Annotated in this window: 19 protein-coding genes; 6 read left to right on the top strand and 13 right to left on the bottom strand. The window is 64.6% G+C overall.

Annotated features, from left to right (window positions below):
- Window positions 1-7 precede the first annotated feature (7 nt).
- Together QM748_RS16300 and QM748_RS16295 are read left to right on the top strand one after the other, a co-directional pair.
- A complete protein-coding gene (locus QM748_RS16300) occupies window positions 8-421 on the top strand; it encodes an HIT family protein (protein ID WP_415247954.1) in 414 nt (137 codons plus the stop codon).
- Window positions 422-445: 24 nt separating this feature from the next.
- Window positions 446-2,068: a hypothetical protein gene (locus tag QM748_RS16295; RefSeq protein WP_415247953.1), complete on the top strand. Its 1,623-nt coding sequence runs from the start codon at window positions 446-448 to the stop codon at window positions 2,066-2,068.
- On the opposite strand, the gene phoR is transcribed toward QM748_RS16295, so the two are convergent.
- Both phoR and phoB read right to left on the bottom strand, forming a co-directional pair.
- Window positions 2,065-3,384, bottom strand: coding sequence for a phosphate regulon sensor histidine kinase PhoR (gene phoR, locus QM748_RS16290; protein ID WP_415247952.1), 1,320 nt, complete (start codon window positions 3,382-3,384; stop codon window positions 2,065-2,067). The two genes, QM748_RS16295 and phoR, sit on opposite strands and share 4 nt — an antisense overlap.
- A gap of 16 nt (window positions 3,385-3,400) precedes the next feature.
- Complete coding sequence (phoB, locus tag QM748_RS16285) at window positions 3,401-4,111, bottom strand: phosphate regulon transcriptional regulator PhoB (RefSeq protein ID WP_415247951.1); 711 nt, start codon at window positions 4,109-4,111, stop codon at window positions 3,401-3,403.
- A gap of 167 nt (window positions 4,112-4,278) precedes the next feature.
- On the opposite strand from phoB, the gene QM748_RS16280 reads away from it, so the two are divergent.
- The 4 genes from QM748_RS16280 (at window position 4,279) to QM748_RS16265 (ending at window position 7,007) form a co-directional block, all read left to right on the top strand.
- On the top strand, window positions 4,279-4,701 hold the full coding sequence (locus QM748_RS16280; protein ID WP_415247950.1) for a gamma-butyrobetaine hydroxylase-like domain-containing protein: 423 nt from the start codon (window positions 4,279-4,281) through the stop codon (window positions 4,699-4,701).
- 7 nt (window positions 4,702-4,708) lie between these two features.
- Entirely contained in the window at window positions 4,709-5,446 is a 738-nt protein-coding gene (gene ubiE / locus QM748_RS16275) for a bifunctional demethylmenaquinone methyltransferase/2-methoxy-6-polyprenyl-1,4-benzoquinol methylase UbiE (RefSeq protein WP_415247949.1), read from the top strand.
- A gap of 19 nt (window positions 5,447-5,465) precedes the next feature.
- Window positions 5,466-6,338, top strand: a complete 873-nt coding sequence (locus QM748_RS16270; protein ID WP_415247948.1) for a Tim44 domain-containing protein — start codon at window positions 5,466-5,468, stop codon at window positions 6,336-6,338.
- 87 nt (window positions 6,339-6,425) lie between these two features.
- Entirely contained in the window at window positions 6,426-7,007 is a 582-nt protein-coding gene (locus QM748_RS16265) for an SCP2 domain-containing protein (RefSeq protein ID WP_415247947.1), read from the top strand.
- Between the two features lie 241 nt (window positions 7,008-7,248).
- On the opposite strand, the gene QM748_RS16260 is transcribed toward QM748_RS16265, so the two are convergent.
- The 11 genes from QM748_RS16260 to QM748_RS16210 form a co-directional block, all read right to left on the bottom strand.
- Window positions 7,249-7,674 (bottom strand): F0F1 ATP synthase subunit epsilon, encoded by a 426-nt coding sequence (locus tag QM748_RS16260; protein ID WP_004261883.1) that lies wholly within the window; start codon window positions 7,672-7,674, stop codon window positions 7,249-7,251.
- A gap of 53 nt (window positions 7,675-7,727) precedes the next feature.
- Complete coding sequence (atpD, locus tag QM748_RS16255; protein WP_415247946.1) at window positions 7,728-9,128, bottom strand: F0F1 ATP synthase subunit beta; 1,401 nt, start codon at window positions 9,126-9,128, stop codon at window positions 7,728-7,730.
- A 26-nt stretch (window positions 9,129-9,154) separates the two neighbouring features.
- Window positions 9,155-10,024 (bottom strand): F0F1 ATP synthase subunit gamma, encoded by an 870-nt coding sequence (atpG, locus tag QM748_RS16250; protein WP_415247945.1) that lies wholly within the window; start codon window positions 10,022-10,024, stop codon window positions 9,155-9,157.
- Between the two features lie 21 nt (window positions 10,025-10,045).
- Window positions 10,046-11,584 (bottom strand): F0F1 ATP synthase subunit alpha, encoded by a 1,539-nt coding sequence (gene atpA, locus QM748_RS16245; protein ID WP_415247944.1) that lies wholly within the window; start codon window positions 11,582-11,584, stop codon window positions 10,046-10,048.
- Window positions 11,585-11,597: 13 nt separating this feature from the next.
- Window positions 11,598-12,131 carry a F0F1 ATP synthase subunit delta gene (locus QM748_RS16240; RefSeq protein ID WP_415247943.1) on the bottom strand — a complete coding sequence of 178 codons (534 nt, stop codon included), beginning with the start codon at window positions 12,129-12,131 and terminating at the stop codon, window positions 11,598-11,600.
- 3 nt (window positions 12,132-12,134) lie between these two features.
- Window positions 12,135-12,608, bottom strand: a complete 474-nt coding sequence (locus QM748_RS16235) for a F0F1 ATP synthase subunit B (protein WP_415247942.1) — start codon at window positions 12,606-12,608, stop codon at window positions 12,135-12,137.
- A 47-nt stretch (window positions 12,609-12,655) separates the two neighbouring features.
- On the bottom strand, window positions 12,656-12,901 hold the full coding sequence (gene atpE / locus QM748_RS16230; protein WP_002925444.1) for a F0F1 ATP synthase subunit C: 246 nt from the start codon (window positions 12,899-12,901) through the stop codon (window positions 12,656-12,658).
- Window positions 12,902-12,972: 71 nt separating this feature from the next.
- Window positions 12,973-13,818, bottom strand: coding sequence for a F0F1 ATP synthase subunit A (atpB, locus tag QM748_RS16225; protein WP_415247941.1), 846 nt, complete (start codon window positions 13,816-13,818; stop codon window positions 12,973-12,975).
- Window position 13,819: 1 nt separating this feature from the next.
- Entirely contained in the window at window positions 13,820-14,161 is a 342-nt protein-coding gene (locus tag QM748_RS16220; protein WP_415247940.1) for an ATP synthase subunit I, read from the bottom strand.
- A 205-nt stretch (window positions 14,162-14,366) separates the two neighbouring features.
- On the bottom strand, window positions 14,367-15,218 hold the full coding sequence (locus QM748_RS16215; RefSeq protein WP_415247939.1) for a ParB/RepB/Spo0J family partition protein: 852 nt from the start codon (window positions 15,216-15,218) through the stop codon (window positions 14,367-14,369).
- 14 nt (window positions 15,219-15,232) lie between these two features.
- Complete coding sequence (locus QM748_RS16210; protein WP_415247938.1) at window positions 15,233-16,003, bottom strand: ParA family protein; 771 nt, start codon at window positions 16,001-16,003, stop codon at window positions 15,233-15,235.
- Window positions 16,004-16,074: the final 71 nt, after the last annotated feature.

Below are 16,074 nucleotides of genomic sequence, written 5' to 3'. Positions count from 1 at the left end.
GATCGCCATGGATTGTCCGCTGTGCCCCGCATCTGCCGAGCAGATCATCTGGGAGGACGGACGCTGCCGCGTCATTCGCGTCGATGATGACGCCCACCCGGGCTTCTGCCGCGTGATCTGGAACGAGCACGTCGCCGAGATGAGCGACCTGCTGCCGGCGGACCGGCGCCACCTGCTCGACGTCGTGCTGGCCACCGAAAGCGCGCTGCGCACCCTGCTGCACCCCGACAAGATCAACCTCGCCAGTTTCGGCAACATGGTGCCGCACCTCCACTGGCACGTGATTCCGCGCTATCGCGACGACCGCCACTTTCCGGAGTCGGTGTGGGGACCGGCGCAGCGCCAGGGCATCGCCCATGGCGCAGCCGATCCGGTCGCGCTGGCGCGCGCCATCGACAGCGCCCTCGCCAGGCAAGACTGATCCATCTTTCGCACACCTTCCGCCATGGACTTCTCCAATCCGGCAGCCTGCCTCGATCTGCTGCAAAAGCTGCACCCGACGGACGTTCCGCGCACGCATGCCTTGCTGAGCAGCATGATCGAGGCCCTGCTACAGGCGGCACCGGCACCCAACCAGCACCTCGAAGTCCTCGAAGCCGCGCGCGAAGTCATCGCCTGCAGTCAGGACGACATCTCGCGCCGCTATGCCAGCCTGCCACTGCCGCCCGACAGCGAGGAGAACGCGTCGCTGCGGCAAGTGGTCGGACTGTGGCGCAACCTGTCGCGCTCCTATGCCCAGATCGCCCGGCTCGACGCGGCAGCCGGCACGCTGGACGACCAGCACGCGCTATTGGCCCAGCGCCGCACCTACTATGCCGGCCAGGTCCTGTTCGAGTATTTCCGCGCGCGGCGCGAAGTGCCGCCGGGCTGCTGGGCCGAAATCCATGCCAGCCATGCGGATGCGAGCCAGGCAGGCATCCACCGCATCCGCGTCTCCGATCCGCTCAACGAAGTGTGGCGCGCGCAAAGTGCGCAGGAGGCCTACGTTGCCATCCTGCTGACCGATCTCGCCAACCCGTACGGCCGCAGCGAGCGCGAGTTGAACTGGGTCATCCGCTGGGCGCAGCGCTTCGCCCCCTACTGTGATCTCGCAATGGCGGACGAAAACACCAAACCCACCGACTATGGTGTGGATATCCACGGCGACGTCGGCCTGCGCCCGCTGGGCCTGGTCCCGCAGGCACCCGCACGGCTGCGCTTCGACGGCAGCACCCTCGCCAACCAGATCCAGGCCGTGCTCACACAATTCAAGCGGGGCGCGAAGCCGTCCTCGCTTGGTCTGGGCGAGGACTGCCCGACCGATGCCAGCGCACGCCTGCTGCTGTCGCTGTACCGGCCCTGGGGCCGCGGCACGGCGGGGCGGCGCTTCCCGCGCCGGCGTGCCGACGGCATGCTGCAATTGAGCGCCGACTGGCTGGCGATCGGCTTCGCCATCGAAGGCGTGGTATTCCGCCAGCCACGCGCCGACAATCCGCTGTACCGTCTGCGCGAGGACATCTCCCTGCTGGCTTTCGGCGGGCAGGTACCGGAAGTCGACACCCCCGAGCATGAGCAGGCACGCCACCAGCGCGACGCCGAACGCCTCGGGCTGGATTACGAACAATGGGCAATCCAGGACCAGTCCGTCGCCGGCTTCCGGCTACAGCGCCGCGCAGCTGGAGAGCGCATTGCCCACCACCAGCTCGTCGGCATCCGCCCGCCGGACAGCCCGCATTTCCTGCTCGGCAATCTGAGCTGGCTGATGTACCGCGAAGACGGCACACTGGAAGCCGGCATCGAAGTGTTGCCCGGCCTGCCCCGCATGGTTTCGGTACGCCAGGCTGGCCCGAGAAGCGGACGCGCACCCTGGCAGCAGGGCTTCCTGCTGCCCGAATCGAGCGCGCTCAAGATCCCCGCCTGCATCATCCTGCCGTCGCAGTGGTATTCCGCCGGACAGCGGGTGGAAATCCATCACGAAGACACGGCGCGCCAGGTCCGCCTGCAGCGCCTGATCCGCCGCGGCACGAACTACGATCTGTGCGCCTTCGAAGTGGAGCAGTCGGCCATTCCCGAAGGTGCAGCCGGCTAGCTCTCGTCGCCGATCCTGTTCAGCGGGAAGCGCATCGCAAAACGGCTGCCCTTGCCCGGCTCGCTGTCAACCTGGAGCACGGCCTGGTGCCGATTCAGGATGTGCTTGACGATGGCGAGGCCGAGGCCCGTGCCGCCGGTCTCGCGCGAGCGGCCGCGATCCACCCGGTAGAAGCGTTCGGTCAGACGCGGGATGTGCTCGGGGTCGATGCCGATGCCGTCGTCCCTGACCCAGTATTCGCCGCCCTCGGCATCGACACGCCACCCCAGCTCGACATGCCCGCCAGCAGGCGTATAACGGACCGCATTGGTGGCGAGGTTGGAGAACGCGCTGTGCAGTTCCTTGGCGCTCCCCTTCAGCTCGCCGCTGCCTTCGAGCTTCAGCGTGACGGTATGGCGGCCGGCCGACAGCGACTCGGTTTCGCGCAGTACCGTCTGCATCAGCGCGGGCACATCCACCCGCTCCTCCAGCGGCGCCGGCGCGCCCGTCTCGAGTGCCGACAGGGCCAGCAGATCCTCGATCAGGTGCCGCATGCGGTTCGACTGCTCGTGCGCCAGTGACAGGAAATGCAGCACCTCGTCACGGCTGAAGTCGTCGAGGCCGTCGATCAGGGTCTCGAGAAAGCCGCCGACGACGGTCAGCGGCGTGCGCATCTCGTGCGACACGTTGGCGACGAAGTCCCGGCGCATGTTCTCCAGGCGCTGCAGCTTGGAGATGTCGCGCGACAGCACCATGCGCCGGTTGCCGGCGAAGCGGATGATCTGCACCTGCAGCGCCCTTTCCCTGCGGCCCGGCAGCTGCATGGTCAGCGGCTCGGCGTGGCGGCCTGCCTGCAGGTAGGCGACGAAGTCGGGCTGGCGGACCAGGTTGGCGAGCGGCACCCGCAGATCGCGGCGGCGGTCGAGGCCGAAATGCTGCTCGGCCATCACGTTGAGCCATTCGATGCTGTCGTCCTCGGCGAGATAGAGCAGGCCGTCGGGCATCGCCTGCGCAGCCTGCTGGAAGCGGCCCAGCTCCTCCGACAGCTTGTCGCGCACCGCGAGCTCGCGCTGGAAACGATCCTCCAGTTCGTCGAACACGCTGCCCCACAAGCCCTCGACCTGCGGCGGCATGCTGCCGACAGGCTGGCGCGCCCACTCCACCAGCAGGCGCGCGTGGCGCACCAACAGGATGGCGATCGCCAGCAAGCCGAGCACGGCCAGGGCAAGCGCAGCATCGCTGCCGCGATAGAAGCCGGCCAGCAGCGCCAGCACCAGGATGGCGGCCACCGGTATGCCGATGCCGACGCCGATGTAGCGGAGAGGGCGATGGATCACGCTTGTTCCACGCCGGTCAACGCGTAGCCGGCTGCTGCGGTGCCTGGGTCGAGAAGCGATAGCCACTGCCGCGAACCGTCTGGATCAGCGCATCGAAGCCGCCCGGCTCGAGCACCGAGCGCAGGCGGCGGATATGTACGTCCACCGTCCGCTCCTCGACGAAGACGTGGTCGCCCCACACCTGGTCGAGCAACTGCGCGCGCGAATGCACGCGCTCCGGGTGCGTCATCAGGAAATGCAGCAGGCGGAACTCGGTCGGCCCCAGGGTCAGCACCTCTCCTGCCGCGGTCACCCGGTGGGTGCCCGGATCGAGCCGCAGGCCACCCAGTTCGACGGCGTCCTCGGTGGTCTGAGGCGCCCGCCGGCGCAGTACCGCCTTGATCCGCGCAACCAGTTCGCGCGGACTGAAAGGCTTGGTGATGTAGTCGTCGGCGCCGGTTTCGAGCCCGGTGATCTTGTCCTGCTCCTCGCCGCGGGCGGTGAGCATGATGATCGGGATGGCTCGCGTGCGCTCGTCGGCACGCAGGCGGCGGGCGAACTCGATGCCCGAGGCCCCCGGCAGCATCCAGTCGAGCAGGATCAGGTCGGGCAGCGCCTCGCGCACGATGCGCTGGGCCGATTCGGCATCCGCGGCACGGACCACGTGATGGCCGGCACGATTGAGGTTGGCGGCGATCAGTTCCTGGATCGCCGGCTCGTCTTCCACGAGCAAGATGTTCGCTGGCATGCTGTCGATTCCCCACTGTTGATGCCTGGTGACGAGCACAGTCTATTGCAGCTGTTTGACGTTTTGATGACACGTCATCCGCTTGCAATACGGCGGGCGGGCGCGGCACGGGGCCGGGCGGTAACGATTCGGGTATGATTGTGGCCCCCGAATGCGAAGCTTTGACCATGGCCGGACTGGATCGGAACACCCCGCTTCCCACCGAAATCACGCTGCACAGCCAGTCGAAGCGGCTCGAGATCGCCTTCGACGACGGCAGCCGTTTCACCCTGCCTTTCGAGTTCCTGCGCGTGCATTCTCCCTCGGCCGAGGTCCGCGGCCACGGCCCCGGGCAGGAGACCCTGCAGCAGGGCAAGCGCGACGTCAACGTGGTCAACCTGCAGCCGGTGGGCAACTACGCGGTCCGCCCGGTATTCTCCGACGGCCACGACAGCGGCCTGTACTCCTGGGACTACCTCTACATGCTCGGCCAGCAGCAGGATGCATTGTGGCAGGCCTATCTCGACCGCCTTGCCCAGGCCGGCGGCAGCCGCGATCCCGCCAAGGTGCCACCGCCGGCGCCGAAGAGCGGTTGCGGACATCATCACTGAGACGATCATGAGCGACAAGACGACGCACTTCGGCTTCCAGACGGTTGCCGAGGAAGCCAAGGAAAAGAAGGTGGCCGAGGTGTTCTCCTCGGTCGCACAGAAGTACGACGTGATGAACGACCTGATGTCGTTCGGCCTGCATCGCCTATGGAAGCACTTCACGATCCAGGTCTCCGGCGTGCGCGAAGGCGATCGCGTGCTCGACGTCGCCGGCGGCACGGCCGACCTGTCGCTGGCCTTCGCGCGCAAGGTCGGCAAGCGCGGGCAGGTGTGGCTGACGGACATCAACCACGCCATGCTGTCGCGCGGCCGCGACCGCATGATCGACCACGGCTATGCGATGCCGAGCGCCCAGTGCAACGCCGAGAAGCTGCCTTTCCCGGACGACTGGTTCGACTGCGTGACCGTCGCCTTCGGCCTGCGCAACATGACGCACAAGGACGTCGCGCTGGCCGAGATGCGGCGCGTGCTGCGCCCCGGCGGACGCCTGCTGGTGCTGGAGTTCTCGCGCGTGTGGAAGCCGCTGTCGCCGATCTACGACCTGTACTCGTTCAAGCTGCTGCCCTGGATGGGCAAGCAGGTGGCGAACGACGCCGAAAGCTACCGCTATCTGGCCGAATCCATCCGCATGCACCCCGGCCAGGAAGAATTGAAGGGCATGATGGAACAAGCTGGCCTTTCGCGTGTCGATTACTTCAACCTCAGTGCAGGGGTGGTTGCCCTGCACCGCGGCTACAAGCTTTGAACCAGGAGACCCACCCACGATGAAGAATCTGATCCTCACCCTGATCGTCGCCATCTTTTCCTTCGGCTTCATCGGCGCGCCCGAAGCCGAAGCCAAGCGCCTTGGCGGCGGCAGCAGCTTCGGCATGAAGCGCAACGCGACCCCTCAGCAAGCCCCCCGCCAACCCGCCGCAACCCAGAACACGCCGCCCGCAGGCGCGGCCGCTGCAGCACCAAAGCGCTCCTGGATGGGTCCCATTGCCGGCCTCGCCGCCGGCCTGGGTCTGGCCGCGCTGTTCTCGCATCTCGGCCTCGGCGAGGAAATGGCTTCGTTCATGATGATCCTGCTGCTCGCAGCCGCAGCCTTCTTCATCTTCCGCCTGCTGTTCCGCCGCAACACCAATGCCGCGCAAAGCCAGAACCTGCAGTACGCCGGTGCCGGCCAGGCTACCCAGGGCAGCACGCCTCGCTACCCTGGCCCGCTGGCCGCCACGCCGCCTGTCAGCAGCGCGCCTGCTGCCTCGGGTCTGGACAAGGCTGTTGCCGAGGGCTTCGACGTGCAGGGCTTCGCCCGCCAGGCCAAGCTGAACTTCATCCGCCTGCAGGCTGCCAACGACGCCGGCAACCTGGACGACCTGCGTGAATTCACCACGCCGGAAGTCTTTGCCGAGATCTGCATGCAGCTCAACGAGCGTGGCGCCGCTGCCCAGCGCACCGACGTCGTCGAACTGAACGCCGACGTCGTCGATGTCGAGCAGGAAGAGGGCCGCTACATCGTCAGCGTCCGCTTCAACGGCCTGCTGCGCGAAGCGGAAGATGCCGCGCCGGAAGCCTTCGACGAGATCTGGCACCTGGTCAAGCCGGTCAGCGGCCAGGGCGGCTGGCTCATCGCCGGCATCCAGCAGACCAACTAGGCAGTTGGTGCATCAACGGGGAGGCTCAGGCCTCCCCGTTTTGCTTTCGGCTCGACTTTTTCACTCATCTCTCCAGGCCCGGCCGCCATGCTGTCCAGCGTCTTCCTGTCCGCCACCAATCACCTGCTGTCGCAATCCGGCTGGGCGCGTACCCGCCTGCTGCCGCATGCCGGCCGCACCGCCCGGCTCGCCGTCACGCCGCTGCTGGAACTCGATTTCTCGATATCCGCCGAAGGTTATCTTGCCGCATGGGCCGGCGAGAACGAGCCCGAGGTGTCGCTGGTGCTCGCCGCCGCCGACCTGCCCAAGCTGCTGGCCGACGGCCTGGAAACGGCGATGCGGCACGTACGCATCGAAGGCAATGCCGAACTCGCCGACGCGCTGGGTTTCGTCTTCCGTCATCTCCGCTGGGACGCGGAAGAGGATCTCTCGCGGCTGTTCGGCGATATTGCCGCCCATCGCCTGGTCGAAGGCGGCAAGCAGCTGCTCGGCGAAGGCCGCCGCTCCATCGAACGCACGGGCGGCAACGTGGCCGAGTATCTGACCGAAGAAGCGCCGCTGCTGGTGCCCCGCAGCGCGCTCCCGGCTGTCGCGCAGGACATCGTCGCCCTGCGCGATGCGCTCGGACGGCTCGAGAAGCGCATTTCGCGGCTGGAGCAGGGCCGCTGACACTGGCACCCGCTTTGTGGTAAGCGCGGCTTGAGGCGCCCATGCAGGCCGGCATGCCTGCTCTGCCAAGGAACACTTCGCAGCCCCCGGCTGAAGCCGGTCCGGATATGGCATTGATACGGCTTCGCAGAGAGATCGGGCCACTCGGAGCAGCCCCCAAAGGAAGAAAAACAGCAATAAAAAAGCAGCCCCGCAGAGCTGCTTTTTTTCGACCCCACCCGTCGGGCAGGAGCGCGATCGATCAGTGACCGCGCTTGCGCAGACGCTCGATCGCGGCGAGCTGGGCCACCGCTTCCATGAGCTCGGCCTGGGCCTTGGCGTAGTCCAGACGCGCGGTCTGGTTTGCCATTGCCTCTTCAGCCTTCTTCTTGGCTTCCAGCGCCTTCGCTTCGTCCAGATCCTTGCCGCGGATCGCGGTGTCGGCAAGCACCGTCACCAGACCCGGCTGAACCTCGAGCAAACCACCGGCAACGAACACAAGCTCTTCTTCCGCCTGATTCGGAACCTTGACCCGCACCGCACCCGGTTTGATCCGGGTCATCAGCGGCATGTGGCCGGGCAGAATGCCGAGTTCACCCGCCTCGCCAGGCAGTGCGACAAATTCGGCCAGCCCGGAGAAAATCTGCTCTTCCGCGCTGACGATGTCGACATGAACCGTCATAGCCATAGTGTTTCCTTTTCAAATCCGCGCGGTGCCGCAGCACCGCGCGGGCGGACGAATTACTGCAGCTTCTTCGCCTTCTCGATGGCCTCTTCGATGTTGCCGACCATGTAGAAAGCCTGTTCCGGCAGGGAGTCCAGTTCGCCGCTGACGATCATCTTGAAGCCCTTGATCGTGTCCTTCAGCGTCACGTACTTGCCCGGCGAGCCGGTGAACACTTCCGCAACGTGGAAGGGCTGCGACAGGAAACGCTGGATCTTACGCGCACGGGCCACGGCGAGCTTGTCTTCCGGCGACAGTTCGTCCATACCCAGAATCGCGATGATGTCGCGCAGTTCCTTGTACTTCTGCAGGGTCTGCTGAACCTGGCGGGCAACGCCGTAGTGCTCTTCGCCGACGACCAGCGGGTCGAGCTGGCGCGAGGTAGAGTCGAGCGGGTCGACGGCGGGGTAGATACCCAGCGCGGCGATGTCACGCGACAGCACGACGGTCGAGTCCAAGTGCAGGAAGGTGGTGGCGGGCGACGGGTCGGTCAAGTCATCCGCCGGCACATACACGGCCTGGATCGAGGTGATCGAGCCGACCTTGGTCGAAGTGATGCGCTCCTGCAGGCGGCCCATTTCTTCCGCCAGCGTCGGCTGGTAGCCCACCGCGGAAGGCATCCGGCCCAGCAGCGCGGACACTTCGGTACCGGCCAGGGTGTAGCGGTAGATGTTATCCACGAAGAACAGGATGTCGCGGCCGTCGTCGCGGAAACGCTCGGCCATGGTCAGGCCGGTCAGCGCCACGCGCAGACGGTTGCCCGGGGGTTCGTTCATCTGACCGAACACCATCGCAACCTTGTCGAGAACGTTGGAGTCCTTCATCTCGTGGTAGAAGTCGTTACCCTCGCGAGTACGCTCGCCCACACCGGCGAACACCGACAGACCCGAGTGCTGCTTGGCGATGTTGTTGATCAGCTCCATCATGTTCACGGTCTTGCCGACGCCGGCGCCGCCGAACAGACCCACCTTGCCGCCCTTGGCGAACGGGCAGATCAGGTCGATAACCTTGATGCCGGTTTCGAGCAGCTCCACCGACGGCGACAGTTCATCGAACTTCGGCGCCTTCTGGTGGATCGAGCGGCGCTCGTCGGTGCCAATGGCACCGGCTTCGTCGATCGGGCGGCCCAGCACGTCCATGATGCGGCCGAGCGTGGCCTCGCCGACCGGCACCGAAATCGGCGCACCGGTGGCAGCCACCTTCATGCCGCGGCGCAGGCCGTCGGAAGAACCCAGCGCGATGGTGCGCACAACGCCGTCGCCGAGCTGCTGCTGAACCTCGAAGGTCAGGCCAGCTTCGGCGAAGGAGTCGGCAGCGTCCTCGAGCTTCAGGGCGTCATACACCTTGGGCATCGCTTCACGCGGGAACTGGATGTCCACCACCGCGCCGATGCACTGAACGATCGTACCTTGACTCATCGTCATATCCTTAAATCAATAATCCGTTACACCGCGGCGGCGCCGCCGACGATTTCCGACAGCTCCTTGGTGATCGCGGCCTGGCGGGTCTTGTTGTAGACCAGCTGCAGTTCGCCAATCACGTTCTTGGCATTGTCGGAAGCGGCCTTCATTGCCACCATGCGCGCGCTCTGTTCGGATGCCATGTTCTCGGCCACGGCCTGATAGACCAGCGCCTCGACGTAGCGGACCAGCAGTTCGTCGATGACGACCTGAGGATCCGGCTCGTAGAGGTAATCCCACGAACTGTCCGGCGTTCCCAGCTTCTCGCCGGTGAGCGGCAGCAGCTGCTCCATCACCGGTTCCTGCTTCATCGTGTTGATGAAGCGGGTGTAGACCAGGTAGACCGCATCGAGCTCGTCGTTCTGGAACGCGTCGAGCATGATCTTGACCGGACCGATCAGCTTCTCCAGGTGCGGCGTGTCACCCAGCTGGGTGACGTTCGACACCACCTTGGCGCCCATCCGCTGCATGAAGCCCAGACCCTTGTTGCCGATGGCGCAGGCACGGATCTCGGTCACGCCCGAGGACTCCCAGTCCTTCATCGCGTTGAGGGCGATGCGCTGGACGTTGGTGTTGAGACCACCGCACAAACCCTTGTCGGTGGTCACCAGGATCAGCCCCACCCGCTTGACCTGGCTCTTCTGAACCAGGAAGGGGTGCTTGTAGTCGGTCACATTGGCCTGGGACAGGTTCGCGGCGAGTCGGCGGATCTTCTCGGCAAAGGGGCGGGCAGCCCGCATCCGATCCTGCGCCTTGCGCATCTTGGATGCGGCCACCATCTCCATGGCCTTCGTGATCTTGCGCGTGTTTTGCACGCTCTTGATCTTGGTACGGATTTCCTTACCGCTTGCCATATTCCGTCTCCCTCGCCGGCCTTAGGCCCAGCTCTTCTTGAACTCGGCGATCGCGGCAGCCAGGGTCTTTTCGCCTTCGGCGTCCAGTTCCTTCTTGCTCAGGATCGAGGAGACCAGATCGGCCTGCTTGGTCTTGACGAACTGCAGCATCGCGGCTTCGAACGGCAGCACACGGCTGACGTCGACGTCATCGAAGTAACCGTTGTTCACCGCATACAGCACGATGGACATGTCAGCGATCGACATCGGCGAATACTGGGCCTGCTTCATCAGTTCGGTGACGCGGCGGCCGCGCTCGAGCTGCCTGCGGGTGGCGTCGTCCAGGTCGGAGGCGAACTGGGCGAACGCGGCGAGTTCGCGATACTGCGCCAAGTCGGTACGGATACCGCCGGACAGCTTCTTGACGACCTTGGTCTGCGCAGCGCCACCGACGCGGGACACCGAGATACCGGCGTTGATCGCGGGACGGATACCGGCGTTGAAGAGGTCGGTTTCCAGGAAGATCTGGCCGTCGGTAATCGAGATCACGTTGGTCGGCACGAAGGCGGACACGTCACCGGCCTGGGTTTCGATGACCGGCAGCGCGGTCAGCGAACCGGTCCTGCCCTTGACCTCGCCGTTGGTGAACTTCTCGACGTACTCTTCGTTCACGCGGGCAGCGCGCTCGAGCAGACGGGAGTGCAGGTAGAACACGTCGCCCGGGTAGGCTTCGCGGCCCGGCGGACGGCGCAGCAGCAGCGAAACCTGGCGATAGGCCCAGGCCTGCTTGGTCAGATCGTCATAAACGATCAACGCATCCTGACCACGGTCGCGGAAGTACTCGCCCATGGTGCAGCCGGCGTAGGCCGACAGGTACTGCATGGCGGCGGACTCGGAAGCGGTCGCGGCAACGACGATGGTGTATTCCATCGCGCCGTTCTCTTCCAGCTTGCGCACGACGTTGGCAACGGTCGAAGCCTTCTGACCGATCGCCACGTAAACGCAGAACATGTCCTGGCCTTTCTGGTTGATGATGGCATCGACGGCCACGGCGGTCTTGCCGGTCTGGCGGTCGCCGATGATCAGCTCGCGCTGGCCACGGCCGATCGGCACCATGGAGTCGACCGACTTCAGGCCGGTCTGCACCGGCTGCGAAACCGACTTACGGGCGATGACGCCGGGGGCGACCTTCTCGATCTTGTCGGTCAGCTTGGCGTTGATCGGACCCTTGCCGTCGATCGGCTGGCCCAGTGCGTTGACGACGCGACCGACCAGCTCGGGGCCGACGGGCACTTCGAGAATGCGGCCGGTGGCCTTGACGGTGTCGCCTTCGGTGATGTGCTCGTATTCGCCGAGCACGACGGCGCCGACGGAATCGCGCTCGAGGTTAAGCGCCATGCCGAAGGTGTTGCCGGGGAATTCCAGCATTTCGCCCTGCATCACGTCGGTCAGGCCGTGGATGCGGCAGATACCGTCGGTGACGGAGACCACCGTGCCCTCGTTACGCGACGTGGCGGCGAGCTGCAGGTTCTGGATCCGGCTCTTAATCAGATCACTGATTTCAGAGGGGTTGAGTTGCATAGCTTTTATGCTCCTAGTTCTTTAGCGCAGCGGCCATGTTCGCGAGCTTGCCGCGTACCGAGGCGTCGATGACTTCGTCGCCGACGGCGATGCGGACCCCGCCGATGAGGGCGGGATCGATATGGACCTGGATGTTCAGTTTGGCCTTGAAGCGGGCTTCGAGGTCGGACTTGAGCGATGCCAGGCTTGCATCGTCGAGGGGGAAGGCAGAGGCGATTTCAGCCTCCAGGACACCTTCGTGTTCGTTCTTCAGTGCAACGAACAGGTCACGGATCTCGGGAAGCAACTGCAGACGTTCGTTATCCACGAGCACGCGGACGAAGTTCTGCTGTTCAGCGGACAGGGTTCCGGCCACATCCAGCACCAGCTGCACGAGCTGGCTGGCGCTGAGATTGGGATCGGCGATGCATGCCCGCATGTCCGGATCGGCCGCCAGGGCGGCGAGCCGATCCAGTGCTTCCGACCAAGGCCCCAGCGCACCTGCCCCGCGAGCCAGCTCGAAGGCGGCATCCGCATAGGGGCGCGCGATGGTGACGTTCTCGGCCATGACTTATTGCAGTTCCTGTTTCAGGTTGGCAAGCAATTCGCTGTGCACCTGGGCGTTGATCTCACGACGCAGGATCTTCTCTGCGCCGGCAACAGCCAGGTTGGCGACTTGGTCGCGCAATGCTTCCTTGGCGCGCTGGGATGCGACGCCGGCTTCAGCCTCGGCGGCTTCACGGGCGGCCGCAATGATGCGGGCGGCTTCGGCACGGGCTTCGTCGACAAGCTGGCTCGCCTGCTTTTCAGCGGAGGCACGCACATCACCCGCGGATTCGCGGGCCTTGCGCAGTTCCTCGACGACCTTCTTCTCGGCGAGTGCCAGATCGGCCTTGGCCTTGTCCGCAGCTGCCAGCCCGTCGGCGATTTTCTTCGCACGCTCGTCCAGTGCCTTCACGATGGGCGGCCACACGAATTTCATCGTGAACCACGCCAGAATGAAGAACACAACGAGCTGGGCTATCAGGGTTGCGTTCAAATTCACGGTTCTTGGCCCTCAGGTTGGTTCAAAAAAGGATGAACTCGAACCGATCAGAGCTGGAACGGGTTGGCGAAGGCGAACATCATGGCGATACCGACACCGATCAGGAACGCGGCGTCGATCAGACCGGCCAGCAGGAACATCTTGGTCTGCAGGGCGTTCATCAGTTCAGGCTGGCGAGCGGAAGCTTCGAGGTACTTGGAACCCATGATGCCGATACCGATACAAGCACCGATGGCACCCAGACCGATGATCAGACCAGCAGCCAGAGCAACAAAACCCAGAACGTTTTCCATGACGACTCCTTAGTGGGGAAGGTGAGTTTAAAAACCAGGTACTACGTTGAAGATGAAGCTGAAACTTGTTTTTAGTGGCTTTCGTGCGCCTGACCGACATACACCAGGGTCAGCATCATGAAGATGAAGGCCTGGAGCGTGATGATCAGGATGTGGAAGATCGCCCAGATGGTGCCGGCGACCACATGACCGACGAAACCGAACGCAGTGGCGGTGCCGCCCAGCAGCGCGATCAGGATGAACACGAGTTCGCCGGCATACATGTTGCCGAACAACCGCATGCCGTGGGAAACGGTCTTGGCCAGGAACTCGATGATCTGCATGGCGAAGTTCACCGGGTACAGCAGCGGGTGGCTGCCGAAGGGGGCGGTGAAGAGCTCATGCACCCAGCCGGAAACGCCCTTGATCTTGACGTTGTAGTACAGGCAGAGCAGCAGCACGCCGATCGACAGGCCCAGCGCGGCCGACAGGTCGGCAGTGGCGACGACGCGCATGTAGGCGTGGGCAGGATCGCCGCCGGCAGCGGAATAGACGCCGGTCCAGATTGCCGGAATCAGATCGACCGGCAGCAAGTCCATCGCATTCATCAGGAAGATCCAGACGAACACCGTCAGTGCGAGCGGAGCGACGAACTTGCGCGACTCGGCGCTATGCACGATGCCCTTGGCCTGGTCGGCAACCATTTCGACCAGCAGTTCGACGATGCCCTGGAAGCGTCCGGGCACACCCGAAGTCGCCTTGCGCGCGGCCAGCCACAGCAGGAAGACGGTGATCAGGCCCAGCAGGATCGAAAAGAACATCGAATCGAGGTTGATGACCCCCCAATTGATGATGTTCTCTTGCGGATGCCCGGTATTGTTGAAGTGTCCGAGGTGGTGGATTACGTATTCGGATGCGGTGGGAGCGTTGCCAGCCATGTCAGGTCTTCACCAAAAATGCAAATAAATTCGCCTTGAGTGCCAGGATCAGGCCGATCAGCATCGCCCCCCAATGGAGCTGCGGATACAGAACCCACACCAGCACCAGTAATCCCACGATCGAGGCGACCTTGACAAGCTCGCCCACGACGAAAGCGGCCACGCTCGCCGTGCCTGCCTTGCGCGAGATCGCAGCAAGACGCACAGCAAACATCCAGCTCGGCAATACGCACGCCAACCCGCCGCCTGCTGCAGAAATCGCACCTCGCGCGCCGAACAGTGCGGCGGAAAGAACCACCGCGAAAATCGTCGCGCCCAACTGCAGTAGAACGGCCTTTAACATCGATTGTTGCGCCCAGCTGCCGATTCGGCCGGAGACCGCCGAAAAATCCCGCGAATACTAGGGGTTATCCACAGCAAAGTCAAACCTCAGTTGCATCGCAGCAAACAACCCGTCAACTGTCGTATATCTTATAGAAATTATTCGTTTCGTTCGACTGCCGCGTGCAGTCGAACGGCATCGACAGCCATGCCGTGCGCCTTGCCGCTCAGCGCAGCCTGCCGAGCAGGCCGTCGAGCTGGTCCAGGCTGCCGAAACGGATCGTGACCTCGCCGGCGCCCTTCTTGTTCGCACGTATCTTCACCGAAGCGCCGATGCTGTCGGCGATCTCCTCTTCCAGCCGCAGCAGGTCGCGGTCCGGCTGCTGCGCCGGCTTCTTCTGGCGCGGATTCAGGATTTGCTGCACCAGGCGCTCGGTGTCACGCACCGACAGCTGGCGGGCGGCAACCTGGTTGGCCAGCTGGATCTGGCTGGCGCCGTCGAGCGGCAGCAGCGCGCGCGCATGGCCCATGTCGATGTCGCCGGCCATCAGCAGTTCCTGCACCGGCTTGGCGAGGTTGAGCAGGCGAAGCAGGTTCGACGCCGCCGGCCGCGAGCGGCCGACTGCATCGGCGGCTTGCTGGTGGGTCATCTCGAACTCGTCGATCAGGCGCTGGATGCCGCTGGCCTCCTCAAGCGGATTGAGGTCCTCGCGCTGGATGTTCTCGATCAGCGACATCGCCAGTGCCGCTTCGTCCGGGATCTCGCGCACCAGGCAGGGCACCTCGGCCAGGCCGGCGATCTGCGAGGCACGCCAGCGGCGCTCGCCGGCGATGATCTCGTAGCTGTCCTCGCCCACCGGCCGCACCATGATCGGCTGCATGACGCCCTGCGCCTTGATCGAGGCCGCCAGCTCCTCCAGCGAGCCCGGGTCCATGCGCGTGCGCGGCTGGTACTTGCCCGGCTGCAGCGCGATCGTGGGCAGGGTCTGCAGTTCGCCCTTCTCGGGTTCGTCGTCCTGATTGGCCGCCAGCAGCGCATCGAGTCCGCGGCCGAGGCCCTTGAGTCGGGGTTTGTTCATGGTCGTGTCCGGATTCAGAAGGTCCTGGCGCGCTCGATCATCTCACGAGCGAAAGCCATGTAAGCCTGCGCCCCCTTGGCCGCCTTGTCGAAGACCACGCCCGGCATGCCATGGCTGGGCGCCTCGGCGAGGCGGACATTGCGCGGCACGATGGCACGGAACACCTTGTCGCCGAAATGCCCTTCGAGCTGGGCGGAAACCTGTTGCTGCAGCGTCACGCGCGGATCGAACATCACCCGCAGCAGGCCGATGATCTTGAGATCGCGGTTGAGGTTGGCATGCACCTTCTTGATCGTGTTGACCAGGTCGGACAGCCCTTCCAGCGCGTAGTACTCGCACTGCATCGGGATGATCACGCCGTTGGCGCAGCACAGCCCGTTCAGCGTCAGCATCGACAGCGAAGGCGGGCAGTCGATGAGGACGAAGTCGTAGTCGGCCAGGAAGGGCGCCAACGCATTGCGCAGCCGCTTCTCGCGCTGCTCGAGATCGACCAGCTCGACTTCGGCGCCGGCGAGATCGCGGTTGGCCGGCAGCACGTCGTAGCCGCCGGTCGGCGAAGTGACGCGCACGCCGGCGAGGTCTTCCAGACCAACCAGCAGCTGGTAGATGGAGCCCTTCAGGCCGCGCTTGTCGATGCCGCTGCCCATCGTCGCGTTGCCCTGCGGATCGAGGTCGATCAGCAGCGTGCGCTGGCCGGCCAGTTGCAGCGCGGCGGCGAGGTTGACGCAGGTGGTGGTCTTGCCCACCCCGCCTTTCTGGTTGGCGACGCAAAAAATCTTGGCCATGGTCGAATCAGGCTGTTCCGTTTGCAGGGGCTGTGCGCATGGCGCGGAGCCCCGAGTGTACTTCAATGTTG

Origin of the sequence: Thauera sp., assembly GCF_047601425.1 — a bacterium.
Classification (GTDB): Bacteria; Pseudomonadota; Gammaproteobacteria; order Burkholderiales; family Rhodocyclaceae; genus Thauera.
This window is presented reverse-complemented; position numbering and strand designations above follow the sequence as displayed.

Excerpts from the sequence above, each read along its gene's own strand:
- QM748_RS16300 (WP_415247954.1), top strand. The coding sequence starts at position 8 with ATGGATTGTCCGCTGTGCCCCGCATCTGCCGAGCAGATCATCTGGGAG.
- QM748_RS16295 (WP_415247953.1), top strand. The coding sequence starts at position 446 with ATGGACTTCTCCAATCCGGCAGCCTGCCTCGATCTGCTGCAAAAGCTG.
- phoB (WP_415247951.1), bottom strand. The coding sequence starts at position 4,111 with ATGCCAGCGAACATCTTGCTCGTGGAAGACGAGCCGGCGATCCAGGAA.
- QM748_RS16280 (WP_415247950.1), top strand. The coding sequence starts at position 4,279 with ATGGCCGGACTGGATCGGAACACCCCGCTTCCCACCGAAATCACGCTG.
- ubiE (WP_415247949.1), top strand. The coding sequence starts at position 4,709 with ATGAGCGACAAGACGACGCACTTCGGCTTCCAGACGGTTGCCGAGGAA.
- QM748_RS16270 (WP_415247948.1), top strand. The coding sequence starts at position 5,466 with ATGAAGAATCTGATCCTCACCCTGATCGTCGCCATCTTTTCCTTCGGC.
- QM748_RS16265 (WP_415247947.1), top strand. The coding sequence starts at position 6,426 with ATGCTGTCCAGCGTCTTCCTGTCCGCCACCAATCACCTGCTGTCGCAA.
- QM748_RS16260 (WP_004261883.1), bottom strand. The coding sequence starts at position 7,674 with ATGGCTATGACGGTTCATGTCGACATCGTCAGCGCGGAAGAGCAGATT.
- atpD (WP_415247946.1), bottom strand. The coding sequence starts at position 9,128 with ATGAGTCAAGGTACGATCGTTCAGTGCATCGGCGCGGTGGTGGACATC.
- atpG (WP_415247945.1), bottom strand. The coding sequence starts at position 10,024 with ATGGCAAGCGGTAAGGAAATCCGTACCAAGATCAAGAGCGTGCAAAAC.
- atpA (WP_415247944.1), bottom strand. The coding sequence starts at position 11,584 with ATGCAACTCAACCCCTCTGAAATCAGTGATCTGATTAAGAGCCGGATC.
- QM748_RS16240 (WP_415247943.1), bottom strand. The coding sequence starts at position 12,131 with ATGGCCGAGAACGTCACCATCGCGCGCCCCTATGCGGATGCCGCCTTC.
- atpE (WP_002925444.1), bottom strand. The coding sequence starts at position 12,901 with ATGGAAAACGTTCTGGGTTTTGTTGCTCTGGCTGCTGGTCTGATCATC.
- atpB (WP_415247941.1), bottom strand. The coding sequence starts at position 13,818 with ATGGCTGGCAACGCTCCCACCGCATCCGAATACGTAATCCACCACCTC.
- QM748_RS16220 (WP_415247940.1), bottom strand. The coding sequence starts at position 14,161 with ATGTTAAAGGCCGTTCTACTGCAGTTGGGCGCGACGATTTTCGCGGTG.
- QM748_RS16215 (WP_415247939.1), bottom strand. The coding sequence starts at position 15,218 with ATGAACAAACCCCGACTCAAGGGCCTCGGCCGCGGACTCGATGCGCTG.
- QM748_RS16210 (WP_415247938.1), bottom strand. The coding sequence starts at position 16,003 with ATGGCCAAGATTTTTTGCGTCGCCAACCAGAAAGGCGGGGTGGGCAAG.